Source organism: Clostridium sp. CTA-6, assembly GCF_054768115.1.
Window position 1 is genome coordinate 301,525 of the sequence record NZ_BAAAAU010000004.1, and the last position, 15,830, is coordinate 317,354.

Sequence of the window (15,830 nt, forward strand, 5' to 3'; positions counted from 1 at the left end):
ATCTACAATTGTAAACTTAAAATGGAGGAATAAGATATGAAAGATATGCCAAAAATCTCAGCGGCTGAGTGGGAAGTAATGAAACTTCTTTGGAAAGAAAGTCCTTTAACATCTGAAAAAATAATTAATTCACTAACAGAAAAAATGGATTGGTCAACACAAACTGTAAAGACATTTATAACTAGACTTTTGAAAAAAGAAGCAATAGGTTTTGAAAAAATAGGTAGAGCTTATAATTATTATCCATTAATATCCGAAGATGAATGTATAAAAGCTGAAAATAAATCTTTTCTTCAAAAGGTATACGATGGAGCTGTAGGGATGCTCTTTACAAGATTTTTAGAGGAAGAGACTTTGTCTGAAGAGGAAATTGAAGAGTTAGAACAGATTCTTAAAGATAAGAAAGAAGGAAAGTAAGGCTAGGCTTTTCTAGTTGAAAATGGGAGGATATTAAATATGGATATCTTAGTCAAAATTTTTTTATGGGTTCTACAGGCTTCATTAATAGCAAGTATTTCAGCCTTAGTAGTAATTTTAATTTTAAAATTATTTAATAGACATATTGGAGTAAGATTTCGGCATGCTTTGCTACTTATAATTATATTAAGACTTTTAATACCTGTGAATATTCCAAGCAATATAAATTTAATTCATATTTTATCTGATAAATATGAAAATAAACTATTAAATATTGAAAGCAAAAGTAATACTAAAGCTGCTTATGATGTTTTTACAGAAAGAGAAGGTTATTTAAATGATAAAACAAGAGATGATAAGATAATTTCAAATTCATCGTTAGAAAGTATAAGTTATAAGCAAGAAAATACAACAAAAGAAAAAGTAATCACTAATACTTTAAATATAGCTTCTTGTATATGGCTAGTTGGTGTATTTAGTATAGCGCTATTTTTTTTAATAATTTTGTGGAAATTCAAGATGAGAATTTCAAATTTAGAACAAATCAGAGACCCAGAAATTGTATCATTATTAGAAGAATGCAAAAAGAAATTAAGCATAAATAGAAGCATTCCTATTTATGCTTGTGATGACTTTAAAGCTCCCTGCATATTTGGAGTTCTAAAGCCAAAGATCTATATTCCCAAATATAAGTATAGTACAAATGACTATAAATATCTATCACATATATTTTTGCATGAACTGGTACATTATAAGAGAAAAGATTTGATCTATAATTTTCTTGGAACTATTACTATTTTGATATATTGGTTCAATCCAATAATATGGTTTATAGTAAAGAAAATGAAACTTCAAAGAGAGTATGCTTGTGATGCTTATGTACTTGAAATTTTAGACAAAGAAGAATCTATAGAATATGGGATGACACTGATTAATTTTTCAAAATTGATTTCAAGTAGCAAAAAAGTACCACAGTTAGCGATCTTTTTTGAAACAAGGAATCAAATTAAAAGGAGAATAAAAATGATAAAAAACTTTAAAAAAGGATCTTATAGAATGTCAGCAGCAGCAGTTATATGTTGTGTATTAGCTGGAGGCATTGTATTTACAAGTAATGTAACTGCTAAAAATAATAGTATTGTTACAGGAGTTAACAATAAGGAATCAATAAATAAGCAGCAAGGTAATAAGCTTCTTATTGATGCGCCAGTGAAATATTATCGTGACTTGAAAAAGGTAGAAAAGGGTGCAGGATTTAAATTTAAGGTGCCAGATTTTATTTCAGAAAACTATAGAGTAGGTGATATTGGTGTCATAAAAGTTTCTAACAAAGTTAATATGTTAGAGATATTGTTTAATGAGAATAGAGAATTTAAAGTATTTAGATTCTTAGCATCTAAAGAAAATATGGAGGATGTTTTAAAACAGAATGCACAACAAATGTACAAAGATGCAAAAGTTGAAATTAGCAAAGAGGCAAAAAATTTGTCAGGAATAAATGGATTTAATATAACTGTAAAAAGTAGTGGAGCACAGGAGCAAACATCTAAATTTTTTGTATGGCAAAATGAAGGTGTATGGTATGGAATAGAAACAGAAATGAAGTATAATAAATATTTCAGCGATGGCGAAGGTCAAGTTCATATGAATGGCATTGGTACAGCTAAGGTAGATAATGTGGGGAAAATTGCATCTTCAATAAAACCTGTTAAAGATATAAAGAATGTAAATTATTCTGTAGATGATAATCGTTATAAATTATTTGTTTATGATAATGAAGATCTAAAAAAAGCTGAAGAACTTTTAGAATTTGCTCCTAAATTACCATTAAATGTTGGCAAAGATATATCTATAGAAGATTCAACAGTAGAAAGCTTAGGAAATCTTAATTGCCAGTTTAATGTATTTTATAGGTTTAAAGGAGTAAATCCAATACACTTTACTCAAAGTAAAAATTCAGATATATATAAGAATTTAAAGAAAAAGGGATATGTTGAAGTTAAAGATGCATCTGGTAAAATACAACACAAAAAAGCCCAAACATTAAAAATTGGTAATAAAGAAGTTTTTAAATATGAAATTTCTTCTGAAGATGCAATAAATGAACAAGAAAAAGTAGAAAATTATATTTGGAAGGAAAGTAATTTTTATTGCAAAGTTTCAATATCTTCATTTAATGATAGCCAAACTGGAAATCCAGAAAACCCAGATGGAATAGCTAAGGAATTCGTTAATTCAAAATCAGTAAATTAGATTTAATTATATGTTAAAAAAAGGACAGCGATATAGTAAGATTATATATCGATGTCTTTTCTAACTTATTTGAAATACAGTAAAGAAATTATTTTTATTATTTAAAGGAATTTTTTAACATATGGAGAATATTAAATATAATAGTTTTCTATAAGTTACTCATAGACCTCCTTATTTCAAAAAAAGAACCCTGATAAACAGGGTTCTTTTTGCATGGAATTTTCTATATTGGTGCTATGTTTTGGTCATTTTTATTATATCCAGGTATGTATTTTTTAATCAAAGTTTTTATATTTATCTAAAATATATTAAATCAATAGTAACTACATATGAATGAGGGAATTAACATAAAAAAGTAGTATCAATTATAGTATATGTTGGTATTACTTTTAGTAATTTATAAGATGCAAATTTAGAGGAAAATGCAGCTAAAATATGATAGAGTAACTGCCATTTTATAAGAAAATAATGAAGTCAATTTGTGTTTTCCCTATTAATATTTAAAATATGTTATAATAAGTGCTATAAATATGAAGAGATGTATAAGTAAGTTTAAATATATAAAATGAAATTAAGGTGATCCATCTATGGAGAAAAATTTGTTTGATAAGAATTATATTAAAAAATTTATAAATATTATAGATAATGATTTTATTCCTAATTTAAAGATGAAAAGTATTAATCCTTCAGATCCAATAAAAGTAGAGTTTGTTCCAAAGCCTTGGATTCTATTAGGTTGTGGTAATTATGCAGGGGTTTTTACTCATCCAGACTTTGATGATTTAGCTATAAAGATTTATGCTACTGGAAGAGATGGTTTAAAAGAAGAAATAGAAGTTTATAAAACTATTGGGGATCATCCTGCTTATTCTAAGCTTTTATATAGCAAAAATAATTATCTAATATTAAAAAGATTAAAGGGTATTACTTTTTATAATTCCTTAATAAAAGGAATAAAAATTCCTAAGCATATTATAAAAGATATAGATAATGCTCTTGAATATGCTAGAAAAAAAGGGCTAAATCCTCATGATGTTCATGCAAAAAATGTTATGATAGTTAATAACAGAGGAGTAGTGGTGGACATTTCAGATTTTAAACACAAGGAATATTGTTCTTTGTGGCATGATTTTAAAAAAGCTTATTATAAACTCTATATTCCTTTTGTATATAAGCTGGCTATACCTATTCCTAATTTTGTATTAGATACTATAAGAAGAATGTATAAAAGATATAAAGGATTTACCAAATATTATGCTAAATAAAAATTATTTTGTATAACTTCACCAATAAATCCACGACAATTTTGTTGCGGATTTTTAGTTTGAGAAAAGTTCATTTTAAGTAGTTAATTTGTAAATTTTTTTGCTTAAGTAGTATACTAAAACCAGATAAATCATAATAATTAATGTTTAAATTAATGCTATAAAAAATTGGAGTAGATTTATATGAATAAAGATTATATTGTAGCTTTTTCCAGAATTATTGATAACAATACTGAAGCAGTTATATAATATTTATAAAGGAGTTATTACATGTTATCTTTAGTGATTATATTATAAGTATAACCATATAAGGTAAGTGTAGATGAAGCAGAAAGGTATATGCATTGCTTAAAATAGATGTAGAAAAGCTGTTGCACTAAGTGCAACAGCTTTTTATTATTTAACTTTTGGATCTAATTCTCTAGCTATTATATTTTCTGATTCTTCTGCTACTTTTTCAGTGAAATGAATGCATTATTCCATAGCATCTTTAGGTTAAACTTTACCAAAAAGTAAAACTAATTATTATTAAAAATTAGGGACTAAGTTTTCAAGGAAAAACAGTTAAAAATTATTTGATTGTTGATGGATCTATATCTATTTCAAAAGGACCAACTGAAGAGAAAAATGCATTCATTTCATTTAATTGTAATTTGTTACCTATGATGTTTTTTCGCTTCATAATCGTCTTAATAGTATTATCATCATTAAATGGTTTAGTAGAATCACAACCATTTTCTCCTAAAGTAGAGCTACTAAGCCGCATAGTTGAAGTTCGCAATTTTGAATTTTTGTCATTTACATAATTGTAAACTAATTCTATACTGCTATCTGATAAACGCTCAATACTAATAATTTTAAATTTAATTCCCTTATATTCACCTAATTTGTTCAATATGCTTTTACCTGATTTAGGAACATCTAATTCAAATTTAAAATCGTTATCTTTACTCCTGCCATCATTCTGAATGCGATAATTTACATTTAAAACAGTTAATTTTAATTTTTTACCAGTGAGTTTGCTCAAATCAAATAAAGATTCATTTTCTTGATCTAAATAATTATTATTGTTATGTCCATATACTGCGTTATTATATTCATCAGAAATAATAATACTAGGAGCTTCTGTAGGATTATGATTTATTAATTTTGTATTAATTGGTTCTTTAAAACCATATTCTTGTAAACTCCATTGTTTAGCTTCTTCAAAGGTTCCATAATTAAGTGTATCAATACTTTTCCATTTAAAATCAGGTAATTTATCTGTAAAATAATAATCTACTTTTAAAATATTTCCCTCCTTTTTTAATGAAGTTACGTTTAATGTAGTTATTCCATTAGTTGCAGTATATAAAATTTTTGTTTCAGGGGCTTCTTTAAAATCAGAATTTTTTAGTTTAAAAGTTGCTTTAGTAAGTTTTTTATCATTATCTATAATATTTAAAGTGTATTTATTAGCTTTTTTTACTTTACCATGGTATTCTGCTCTGTATGAACCTATGTGATTATCTGGCATCATAGCAAGATTGTCGCTTCTATTAAGTTCGTAGGAATTACCATGTTCGTCTTTAATGGTGTAATAAGATGGTTTAAGTTCTTCTGGCTCAATAGTTAAAGTAATTATAATTTTATTGTTATCTACATACATATTAGCTAAAGTTATATTACCTTTTTTAAGACTATTTTTAAGAATTTTTGGTTTATCTGAAGAAACCTTTACTTCTCCAATACCAGATATGACAGTAAGTTTTTCTAACATATTGGCTAAAACATTTTTGGGAGATATGAGTAAAGAGATACTTATTAAAATGATAACTGCAGCTGCAATAAAATTTCTTTTACTTTTAAATTTCTTAGGTTGTACTTTACTAATAATATTTTCACAGATTTTTTTATTTTCAATCTCATTAAGTTCCGCATTGCTAAATTCATTTTCGTTTATAGTAATATCATTTAAAAGCATTAAAATATCATCTTCATTTAAATTTAGTTTCATTTTGATACCTCCACTTCACTTGAAATATTTAATTTTCTTATAAGTGAGTTTTTAGTACGCCACAATCTATTGTAAACAGCGCCTTTGGATAAATTGAATTTTTTACATATGCTATCCATATCTTCATCTAAAATGTATTTTCTTATAAATAGTTCTCTGTCCAGTTCATGCTCACGTTGCAAAAGCTTTATTAATTCTTCCTTTTTCTCTTTTAAAATATATTCATTTTCAACATCAATTTTTGAAATTAATACTTGCTCTTCAATCTGAAGGCTGTCCACTTTAGATAAGCTTCTTTTATAATCTATAGCTTTATATTTACTTACAGCTAAAAGCCAATTTTTAAATGAAGATTTTTCAGGATCATATAAATGGTTTTTATTCCATATTAAAAGATATATATCATTAACACATTCTTTTACATTTTCATAGTTATCGGTTCCTAGTACGGTTAGTACAATTTTAAAAACTAAGTTGCAGTAAGTATTAATTATGAATTCTAAGGCCTTAGGATTTTTATTCTTAAGCTCTAATAAAAAGTTTTTATCGTCAATTTTCATTTTTAACTCCTTTCGTTTTGTTTTATCACTAATTAATACGGGTAATAGAATCAGTATTTCACAAAAATTATGCTTATATTTTAACATTTTTACTATAATAACCAAGATATTTATAATAATGAGAATTTAGTTAGAAGTTTTTATAGCACATAAATTAATATTGAGTAGATAATAAAAAAGAAGATTGATATAATATACTTTTTAGAATATTTATAAAGGAGTTATTAAATGAAATATTATTTAGCGCCAATGGAAGGGATTACGGGGTACATATATAGAAGTTCTTATGAAAAGTTTTTTAATAATATTGATAAGTACTTTACACCTTTTATTGTTCCAAATAAAAGTACAAGCCTTAAAACTAAAGAATTAAGAGATATTTTGCCGGAAAATAATAAAGGAATGAATATAGTACCTCAAATACTTACTAACGATTCAGAAGGTTTTATTATCACTGCTAGAAAGTTACAGCAATTAGGTTATAATGAGATTAATTTAAACTTAGGATGTCCTGCTGGAACCGTTGTTTCAAAAAATAGAGGCTCAGGATTTTTAGCTAAAAGAGAAGAACTTGATATATTTTTAGATGAAATATTTAAAATAGATGATATGAAAATTTCTATAAAAACCAGGATAGGAAAAGATAGTCCAGAAGAATTTTATGAGTTAATAAAAATTTATAATAAATATCCTATAGAAGAATTAATTATTCATCCTAGAACGCAAAAAGATTTTTATGGACATAAACCTGATTTAGATGTATTTAAAGATGCCTTATCTTTAAGTAGTAATCCTATATGTTATAATGGTGATATCTTTACTGTTAGTGATTATAACAGATTAATAAAAACTTTTCCTAAAGTAAAAACAATAATGCTAGGAAGAGGAATACTGGCAAATCCAGGGCTAATAAATGAGATAAAAAATAATACTACTATAGACAAAGAAGTATTAAAAGAATTTCATGATGAAATTTTAAATAAATATATAGAATTATATAATGAAGATAGAAATGCACTATTTAGAATGAAAGAACTCTGGGGATATATGATTCACATATTTTCAAATAATAAAAAATATGCTAAGAAAATAAAGAAGGCACAAAAGTTAAATTGTTATAATGCAGCTGTCTTAAGTTTATTTAGAGAGCAAGAAATTATAAAAGAGATAGAATTATTTGGGAACTAATATTAAAATTTAAGTAAGCTAAACTTAAGGTTTCGCTACCAGAGTTATGTCCTAGTGTAGTATAATATTTCATTAGTATTTTACTATATAGTGTATAATATTAACATAACATATCTTGGGGAGGATTATTTGTACATGAAAAACATATTGACAGAAGAAAATATGAATAAATTAAAAGAAGAATTAGAATATAGAATGACTAAAAAAAGAGCTGAAATAGCAAAGGAAAAATTAGAAGCAGCTGCTCATGGTGATAGGTCAGAAAATGCAGAATATAAAGAAGCCTGTGCCAATTATAGAGAAAATGACAATAGAATTCAATATTTATTAACTATGATTTCAACTGCAAGTGTAATAGATGAGAAAAATCAGAATAAGTCAGTACTAGGAGTTAATAGTAAATGTAAAATTAAATTTATAGAAGATGAATTTGAAACAAATGTATCACTAGTAACTACCATGGATGCAGACCCAGAAAAGATGCTTATAAGTGTAGAATCAGATTTAGGAAAAGCATTAATGGGAAAAAAAGTTGGAGATGTGGCTGAAGTGGATGCGCCAGGTGAAAAATATACAGTAGAAGTATTAGAAATTATATAATTATTTGTTAACTTATCAGTTTTGTATTCTTTCTGATTTAGATAGTAGATAACAAATAATGTGAAATAGAGGGACTGTTCTTAGATTCAAATAAAATTAAGAACAGTCCCTCTATTTTAGAATAATATATAAAGTAGAAGTATTTTTTAGAGGAGACAGTTATGTTTTATTGTCCTTATTATTTTTTTAGAAAAAATATGGGTAACAACGAAGTGTATATAATAGATAGAAAAAAAGGTGATGTAAATGGAGATAAAGTAGAAGACACTATACTTTTGATAGGAAATAAACCTTCAGGTACAGATAGTCCTTTTGTAAGTAACATAAGGCTTGTAATAAAGGATGGAAAAACAGGTAAAGGCATTACGGTACCTCTTAAAGAAAATTCAGGTTATAATCCAACTATATTTTTGGGAGACTTTACAGGAGATAAAATTAAGGATATATTAGTAAGCATAGATTCTGGAGGCAGTGGAGGATTTGGATTCTATTATATTTACTCTTTTGCAAATAATCAATTAAAACTAATTTTTGATTTTGAGAAATTTGGAGAAGAGTATACTTATGAGGTTAATTACAAAGATAATTATAGGGTTGAAGTTATAAGTGAAAATTTGAAAATAAAATATATAATTGATATTACTTATAAAGGTAAGGAATATTTAAATGAAATATATGATTTAAATGGAAAACTTAAAGAACCTATTTCAGGATTTGTTATTCCTTTAAGTAATTTGTATCCTATTGATTTTGAAAGAGATGGAACTTATGAACTATATGTATTTCAGAGAATAGCAGGTAGGTATAATGCGGATGGGCTAGGATATGTTCAAACTGCCCTTAAGTGGGAAAAAGATAAATTCACTACATTCTTCCAGAATGTTGGCATTCAAGGAAAATATATAGGGGGATAATACAGTGACGTAAACAAATTGAAATTTGAAATACACAATAGCTTAAAAATTATTAAAAAACAAACTCAATTTAATAAATAAATGAATTTAAAATGAAAATTATTTGATAAAAGCGTATAAAAAACAATATTATTTACTATTTTTATAGCTGAAATAATTATTTAATGTTTAATTGGTAAATAAGCTAAAATCAGAGTTTTGCAAGTATTCCTAAGAGCATTCATGCTTATATGTTGTGAGTGCTTTTAAAATTTTTAGTATTATTACTTGTTAGCTTATCCATTTATTTTGATGGAAGAGATAAAGTTAAAAAAGGAATAAAAAAGAATTAGAAAATATGACTACACAGGATTTATAGTATTTGTATCATGAAGAATATTAACATATATAAGAGAAAAAATATTGTAAGTCATAACTAACTTAGGTTATAATAAGCTCAATCATTAAGATTTTTATAAATGAGTGAGCTATTTTTTTAGAAAATATATTATGGGAAATTACTATAAAATTTAGTAAAAAAAGGGGAGCATTAAATGGAAGTAGACTTAATGGATATAGTAGAACATTTTGCACATACAGCTTTTAAAGTAGAAGGAGTATATAATTATAGCATTGAGCCAGGTCGTTCGGGCAATATGAAAACTTCTCCATTCCCAGGTTTTATCTTTCCTTTATCAGGTGAGGCGAATTTTATTTTTGATGGTACTCCTTACACAGCAGGCCTTGGAAATGTGATTCATGGTGGAGCCAATATGAGGTTGAGTAAGAGTGTGATTGGTAAAAAGAAATGGAATTATATTTTGGTTCTTTACAGTATTCGTAAGCCAGAACCAGAAGGGTTTTCCCTAGAGGACACAGATTTTGAACTTGTTATAGGACAAAGTCCTAGGCTGGTTGATCTGTTACAACGATTATGGAAAGTATCAAATCAACCGGGAGCAATTGCTATATTTCAAACGGAAACCATATTTCACTCTATATTAGATGAAATTTTTATATGTGCACGTAACCAATCAAGTGGTAATGATCGCATATTGTTTAAACAGGTTTCGGATTATATTCACGAATATTATATGGACACGCTTACTATTCGATCTCTTGCTGAATTACATGGAGTAAATGAGAATAGATTGTTTTACGTCTTTTCAAAATATTCAGGAATGGGAGCAGGAGATTATCTTATGATCCACAGGCTAAATAGAGCAAAGGAATTGTTGGTAACAGGAGATGCTCCTATAGTGGCAGTAGCCAAAAGTGTAGGTTATCATGATCCATATCATTTTAGTAAGAGATTTAAAAAGCAATTTGGTATTTCACCAAGTAAGTTTCGTGATAAATTTAGATATAAAGTACAATGATTTTATTATATTTTGTTTTACAATGATTTAAGTTAGATTTTAGTATTTTTCATTTTATTATAATTAAATAACCCTATATTAGTTATTAATTATATTTAAAATATATAAATAAAAAACCTATATGAAAATAAAATTATCCTTAATTTTATTTTATATTAAATAATAGTGTCTATAATATATGATTTTTAAGGGACTGTGGTATTAAGAATAAATTCTACAATATATTGTGTTAAATTTAAATTTGCCAAAGAATATATTGTGTGTAAATTTCTTGATGCAACAGTTCCTTAATTGTATTTTAGGAATAAATTAAAATATCTTTATTCTAATTTAGAATGTTTGTCTGATGTTGAAATATTGAATTAGGTATTTAAAGAATTCAGGAATAATACATCATAAATTCAGTAATTATCCATTTTCATATGATTTTTAATTTGATATATTAGTCACAGTTAAGTTAGTTATAACTAACTTAACTGATGTTGTTGTACTTAAATATTATTTAATTTATTGGTTATGTTAAGTAATTATAAAAAATAGTCTTAAAAATAATAGAATTATTTAATAAAAATTAAGAGTTATATAGCTTAACAGAACTAAATTATTACATAGGGGGAATGAAAATGAAAAAGTTTATGGGACTATTTGTCTCACTTATATTAATCATAGGTATACTATCTGGTTGTAGTGGAGCTAATAATAAGGATACTAAAAGCGAATCAGATAATAGCTCAAAAGAGCAAACAAAAGATGTTGGAAAGTCTCAGTGGCCAAGGACTATAAAAGATGCAACAGGAAAAGAGATTAAATTTGATAAAAAACCTGAGAGAGTAGTAGTTCTCCATTCATTGTTTTTAGATTATTTCTTTGCTTTAGAAACACCACCAACTGCTTGTGCTGGAGCAACATTTAGTAAAGAAAACAAGGTTTTAGATGGATTTGAAACCCTTAAGCCATATGTGGGTACCGCTAATATTATAGACTTAGGTGATGCTAGAGCATTGAATTTAGAGGCAGTTATTAATTCAAAACCAGATGTAATTGTGACATTTAAGGGTCACGTAGATAAGACCTATGATAAGTTGGTTAAAATAGCTCCTGTGGTTCAAATTGATATGAAGGATTCTCTACAAGATAAAACTATGCAATGTGCAAAAATTGCTGGAAAAGAAGAGTTGGCTACTAAAATTATAAATGAAACTGAGAAAGATATAGAAAATACTAGGAAACTTTTAGAAAATCATAAAGATAAAACTTTTGCTTTACTTAGAGTTGATGGCAAGGGAAATTTTGTTGCTGTTGGTTCAAGTAATACACTTTATTACGATAAAGCTCATGGCTTTAACCTGTCAAAGCCTAATGGTTATCCAGAGAAGAGTAAGATTATTTCCTTAGAGGGTTTATCTAAGATGAATCCAGATTATATTATATTCAGGCATTTTTCTGACAGTGTTAATTCTGCTGTTGAAAAACAAAAAACTTCTCCTGTATGGCAGTCACTTAATGCAGTAAAGAAGGATCAGATTTTATTTTTCGATAATTCTTTAAATAGTGAAAGTCCACTGGCGTTAAAGATTGCAGCTAAGAATTTAACAAAAGCCATATCAAAATAATAGTATATTCTTAAATTATATTTAATAAGTGGAATTTAATTGTAGATTTAGTGGATCTTAGTTTGTAGTAATTTTAATTATTGAATTGGATATTTAAAAGAAATTCAGGAATAATGCATTATGTATTCAGTAATCATCTATTTTCATATGATTTTTAATTTGCTATAGTAGTCATAGCTAAATTAGTTGTGACTAACTTAACTAATATAAATCGCGATTATATATTATTGAAAATATTAAAATTTGTTAAGTAATTATAAAAAATAGCTTTAAAAATAATACAATTATTTAATAAAAATTAAGGTTTATATAGCTTAACAGAACTAAATTATTACATAGGGGGAATGAAAATGAAAAAGTTTATGGGACTGTTTGTATCATTTATATTAATCATAGGTGTACTATCTGGTTGTAGTGGAAGTAATAATAAAGATACCCAAAGCAAATCAGATAATATATCAACAGAACAAACAAAAGACAATGAAAACTCTCAGTGGCCAAGAACTATAAAAGATGCAACAGGAAAAGAGATTAAATTTGATAAAAAACCTGAGAGGGTAGCAGTTCTTCATGCAGCGTTCTTGGAGTACTTTTTTGCTTTAGAAACACCACCAGCTGCTTCTGGTGGAGCAACAGTTGGTAATGCAATGAAAGCTTTGGATGAATTTGAAACCCTTAAGCCATATAAGGGTACCGCAAGTGTTATGGATTTAGGTAGTGCTAGAGATTTAAATTTAGAGGCAGTTTTAAAATCAAAACCAGATGTGATTGTAACATTTAAAGGTCATGCAGATAAGGTTTATGATAAGTTGGCTAAGATAGCTCCTGTAGTTCAGATAGACTTTAAGGATTCTTGGCAAAATAAAACTATTCAATGTGCAAAAATCGTTGGAAAAGAGGATTTGGCAAATAAAATTATAAATGAAACTGAGAAGGAAATTAAAAATACTAAAAAACTTTTAGAAAATAATAAGGACAAAACAGTTGCTTTACTTAGAGTTGATGGAAAAGGAAATTTTGTTGCCCTTGGTTCAAAGGATACTATTTATTACAACAAAGAAGATGGTTTTAACTTGTCAATACCAAAGGGCTATCCTGAACATAGTAAGGTTGTTTCATTAGAAGGTTTATCAAAGATGAATCCGGATTATATTATATTTAGACATTTCCCTGAAATTGTTAATTCAGCCGTTGAAAAACAAAAAACTTCTCCTGTATGGCAATCACTTAATGCAGTAAAGAAGGATCAGATATTATTCTTTGATGATTCTTTAAATAGTGAAAGTCCACTTGCATTAAAGATTTCCGCTAAGAACTTAACAAAAGCCATATCAAAATAATCTTTCATTGACAATTTAAATGTAATATAAATGGAAGTTACCCATTGGTTTGGCATAATAAAAATAGTTTATGGTAATGAGGAGGTAGCAGTTAGATGAAAAAGCCAATGGAAAAGGTAAGCATAAACACAAATAAAAAAGATAATATACGGAAGATGTGGTTTATTGTAGTGGGAGGATTAGGATTACTTGCTTTTGTTATGATGTTTTCTACAACTAAGGGGACAGAGAATATCCCCTTAGCTTTCTTATGGGATGCTTTGTTTCATTTTAATGGAAAAGAAATGAATCATCTTGTTATACTCAATTTACGTATTCCTCGTGTTATAGCAAGTGCCTTAGTTGGTGCAGCTCTTGCTGTTTCAGGAGCTATCATGCAAGGAACTACAGGAAATCCCCTTGCTGATTCAGGATTATTAGGGTTGAATGCCGGAGCGGCTTTTGCTCTTTCTATATGTTTTGCCTTCTTTCCTGGAATGAAATATATTCATATTATTTTATTTTCTTTTTTAGGAGCAACTTTGGGGGCTGTATTAGTTAATGGTATTGCTTCTATGAAAAAAGGTGGACAAACACCTATTAGGCTTGTATTAGCAGGGGCAGCTGTTAGTACACTGCTTGTGGCCATGAGCCAAGGAATTGCTCTTTATTTTAATGTGGCTCAAAGCATTATGTTTTGGACCGTTGGTGGTGTTGCAGGTTCTAATTGGGAACAGGTTAGAATAATGCTTCCGTGGATAATAGGAGGACTTATAGGATCAGTTGTACTATCACCTTATATTTCTATTTTAAGTTTAGGACAAGATGTTGCAAAGGGATTGGGAATAAATATAAAGCTAGTAAATCTATTATCTTCACTTATAGTTCTTATATTGGTAGGAGCCTCAGTATCTGTAGTAGGTTCAGTTGGATTTGTAGGATTGATTGTTCCTCATATTGCACGTTTTTTTGTTGGCATGGATTATAAATTAATTATTCCTTCTACAGCAGTAATGGGAGCTTTATTAGTAGTATTAGCTGACTTAGGAGCCAGAACTTTAAATCCGCCCTTTGAAACTCCCATAGGAGCTATAATTTCTCTTATTGGTGTACCATTATTCCTAAATTTGGCTCGTAGACAAAGGAGTGCAATGTAATGAAAGAACAACAACAAATAATTGAAGCATATAAACGTAAGGTAGCTATTCGAAATACATTAATTGTAATTGGATGTATGTTATTTTTAGGAGTTTCTTTAATCGTAAGTATGGATACAGGATATATTAAAATGTCTCCATTTGACGTTTTAAGGACATTATTTGGTAAAGGCACAGAGAAAGAAAAGCTAATTTTATTTGATTTTAGGCTGCCTCGTATAGTTATTTCAATGTTAGTAGGAGCTGGACTTGCCTTGTCAGGATGCATAATACAGAGTGTATCTAAAAATCCTCTAGCTGATCCAGGAATTTTAGGAATTAACGCCGGTGCTAGTTTGATGGTAATTTTATATGTACTGATTTTTAGTGCTGAATCTTTCCTATCTGTGTTTACTCTTCCTTTTTTAGCACTAATAGGGGCAGGCATTACAGCCGTTATAGTTTATATTTTTTCTTATAAACGAGATGAAGGTATTTCAACTATGAGGCTTGTTTTAACTGGTGTAGCAGTACAGGCAGGAATTTCAGCATTAACCACTTTACTAGTGGTGAAATTGGATGATACACAGTACAACTTTGTAGTTGCTTGGCAGGCAGGAAGTATTTGGGGGTCTAACTGGAAATTTGTGATTACATTACTGCCTTGGTTATTGATATTGATTCCATATATACTAACAAAATCTTCTGTTATGGATATATTGACTCTTAGTGATGATATAGCTTATGGTCTTGGTGCTTCAGTAGAAAAAGAACGTCGCAAATTGCTTGCAGCGGCAGTAGCTCTTGCTGCTTCATGTGTAGCAGTTAGTGGAAGTATCAGTTTTGTAGGTTTAATAGCACCCCATTTATCAAGACGACTTGTTGGACCACGCCACCGTATACTTCTATCCACTAGTATATTGATTGGAGCTGTATTAGTATCTTTGGCAGATACTATTGGACGTGTTATTATTCAACCTTCTGAGATTCCAACAGGAATTGTGGTAGCTATTATTGGAGCACCATATTTTCTTTATCTTCTTTCTAATAGTAAGAGTTGATTATAGGATTGTTAATAAAAATAAATATAATATATAAAAATTTTAATGGTATTAAATGCATTTTGAGTAAATCATGTTTGCAAATATTTTAATAATATTAAATGAATTCTGAGTAAATCAAGTTTGCAAGTAGTTTAATAATATTAAACA

General features: G+C 27.9%; 13 protein-coding genes. 11 read left to right on the forward strand and 2 right to left on the reverse strand.

The features are described from left to right. Positions 1–36 precede the first annotated feature (36 nt). From ACYUDJ_RS08545 to ACYUDJ_RS08555, 3 genes are all read left to right on the forward strand, one after another. Entirely contained in the window at positions 37–417 is a 381-nt protein-coding gene (locus ACYUDJ_RS08545) for a BlaI/MecI/CopY family transcriptional regulator (RefSeq protein WP_043031477.1), read from the forward strand. 39 nt (positions 418–456) lie between these two features. Next, positions 457–2,670, forward strand: a complete 2,214-nt coding sequence (locus ACYUDJ_RS08550; RefSeq protein WP_043031479.1) for a M56 family metallopeptidase — start codon at positions 457–459, stop codon at positions 2,668–2,670. A 587-nt stretch (positions 2,671–3,257) separates the two neighbouring features. Next, on the forward strand, positions 3,258–3,935 hold the full coding sequence (locus tag ACYUDJ_RS08555; RefSeq protein ID WP_043031482.1) for a protein kinase family protein: 678 nt from the start codon (positions 3,258–3,260) through the stop codon (positions 3,933–3,935). A 571-nt stretch (positions 3,936–4,506) separates the two neighbouring features. Here the strand turns inward: ACYUDJ_RS08555 and ACYUDJ_RS08560 are convergent. Next, positions 4,507–5,931 (reverse strand): hypothetical protein, encoded by a 1,425-nt coding sequence (locus tag ACYUDJ_RS08560; protein ID WP_043031484.1) that lies wholly within the window; start codon positions 5,929–5,931, stop codon positions 4,507–4,509. Then, a complete protein-coding gene (locus ACYUDJ_RS08565) occupies positions 5,928–6,491 on the reverse strand; it encodes a sigma-70 family RNA polymerase sigma factor (RefSeq protein WP_042386210.1) in 564 nt (187 codons plus the stop codon). Before ACYUDJ_RS08565 ends, ACYUDJ_RS08560 begins: the two co-directional genes overlap by 4 nt. A gap of 228 nt (positions 6,492–6,719) precedes the next feature. Here ACYUDJ_RS08565 and ACYUDJ_RS08570 point away from each other — a divergent pair, with 228 nt between their 5' ends. The 8 genes from ACYUDJ_RS08570 (at position 6,720) to ACYUDJ_RS08605 (ending at position 15,680) form a co-directional block, all read left to right on the forward strand. Beyond that, positions 6,720–7,679 (forward strand): tRNA dihydrouridine synthase, encoded by a 960-nt coding sequence (locus ACYUDJ_RS08570; RefSeq protein ID WP_003488761.1) that lies wholly within the window; start codon positions 6,720–6,722, stop codon positions 7,677–7,679. 135 nt (positions 7,680–7,814) lie between these two features. Continuing rightward, complete coding sequence (locus ACYUDJ_RS08575) at positions 7,815–8,279, forward strand: GreA/GreB family elongation factor (protein ID WP_003488762.1); 465 nt, start codon at positions 7,815–7,817, stop codon at positions 8,277–8,279. 161 nt (positions 8,280–8,440) lie between these two features. Beyond that, positions 8,441–9,193 carry a hypothetical protein gene (locus ACYUDJ_RS08580; protein ID WP_011948399.1) on the forward strand — a complete coding sequence of 251 codons (753 nt, stop codon included), beginning with the start codon at positions 8,441–8,443 and terminating at the stop codon, positions 9,191–9,193. A 533-nt stretch (positions 9,194–9,726) separates the two neighbouring features. Then, positions 9,727–10,551, forward strand: coding sequence for a helix-turn-helix domain-containing protein (locus tag ACYUDJ_RS08585; RefSeq protein ID WP_003361470.1), 825 nt, complete (start codon positions 9,727–9,729; stop codon positions 10,549–10,551). Between the two features lie 623 nt (positions 10,552–11,174). Then, positions 11,175–12,164, forward strand: coding sequence for an ABC transporter substrate-binding protein (locus ACYUDJ_RS08590; protein ID WP_460289541.1), 990 nt, complete (start codon positions 11,175–11,177; stop codon positions 12,162–12,164). Between the two features lie 350 nt (positions 12,165–12,514). Beyond that, positions 12,515–13,504: an ABC transporter substrate-binding protein gene (locus tag ACYUDJ_RS08595; protein WP_043031488.1), complete on the forward strand. Its 990-nt coding sequence runs from the start codon at positions 12,515–12,517 to the stop codon at positions 13,502–13,504. A gap of 95 nt (positions 13,505–13,599) precedes the next feature. Next, positions 13,600–14,640, forward strand: coding sequence for a FecCD family ABC transporter permease (locus ACYUDJ_RS08600; protein WP_003488766.1), 1,041 nt, complete (start codon positions 13,600–13,602; stop codon positions 14,638–14,640). Beyond that, complete coding sequence (locus tag ACYUDJ_RS08605; RefSeq protein ID WP_003488768.1) at positions 14,640–15,680, forward strand: FecCD family ABC transporter permease; 1,041 nt, start codon at positions 14,640–14,642, stop codon at positions 15,678–15,680. The genes ACYUDJ_RS08600 and ACYUDJ_RS08605 overlap by 1 nt, the downstream gene beginning before the upstream one ends. Positions 15,681–15,830: the final 150 nt, after the last annotated feature.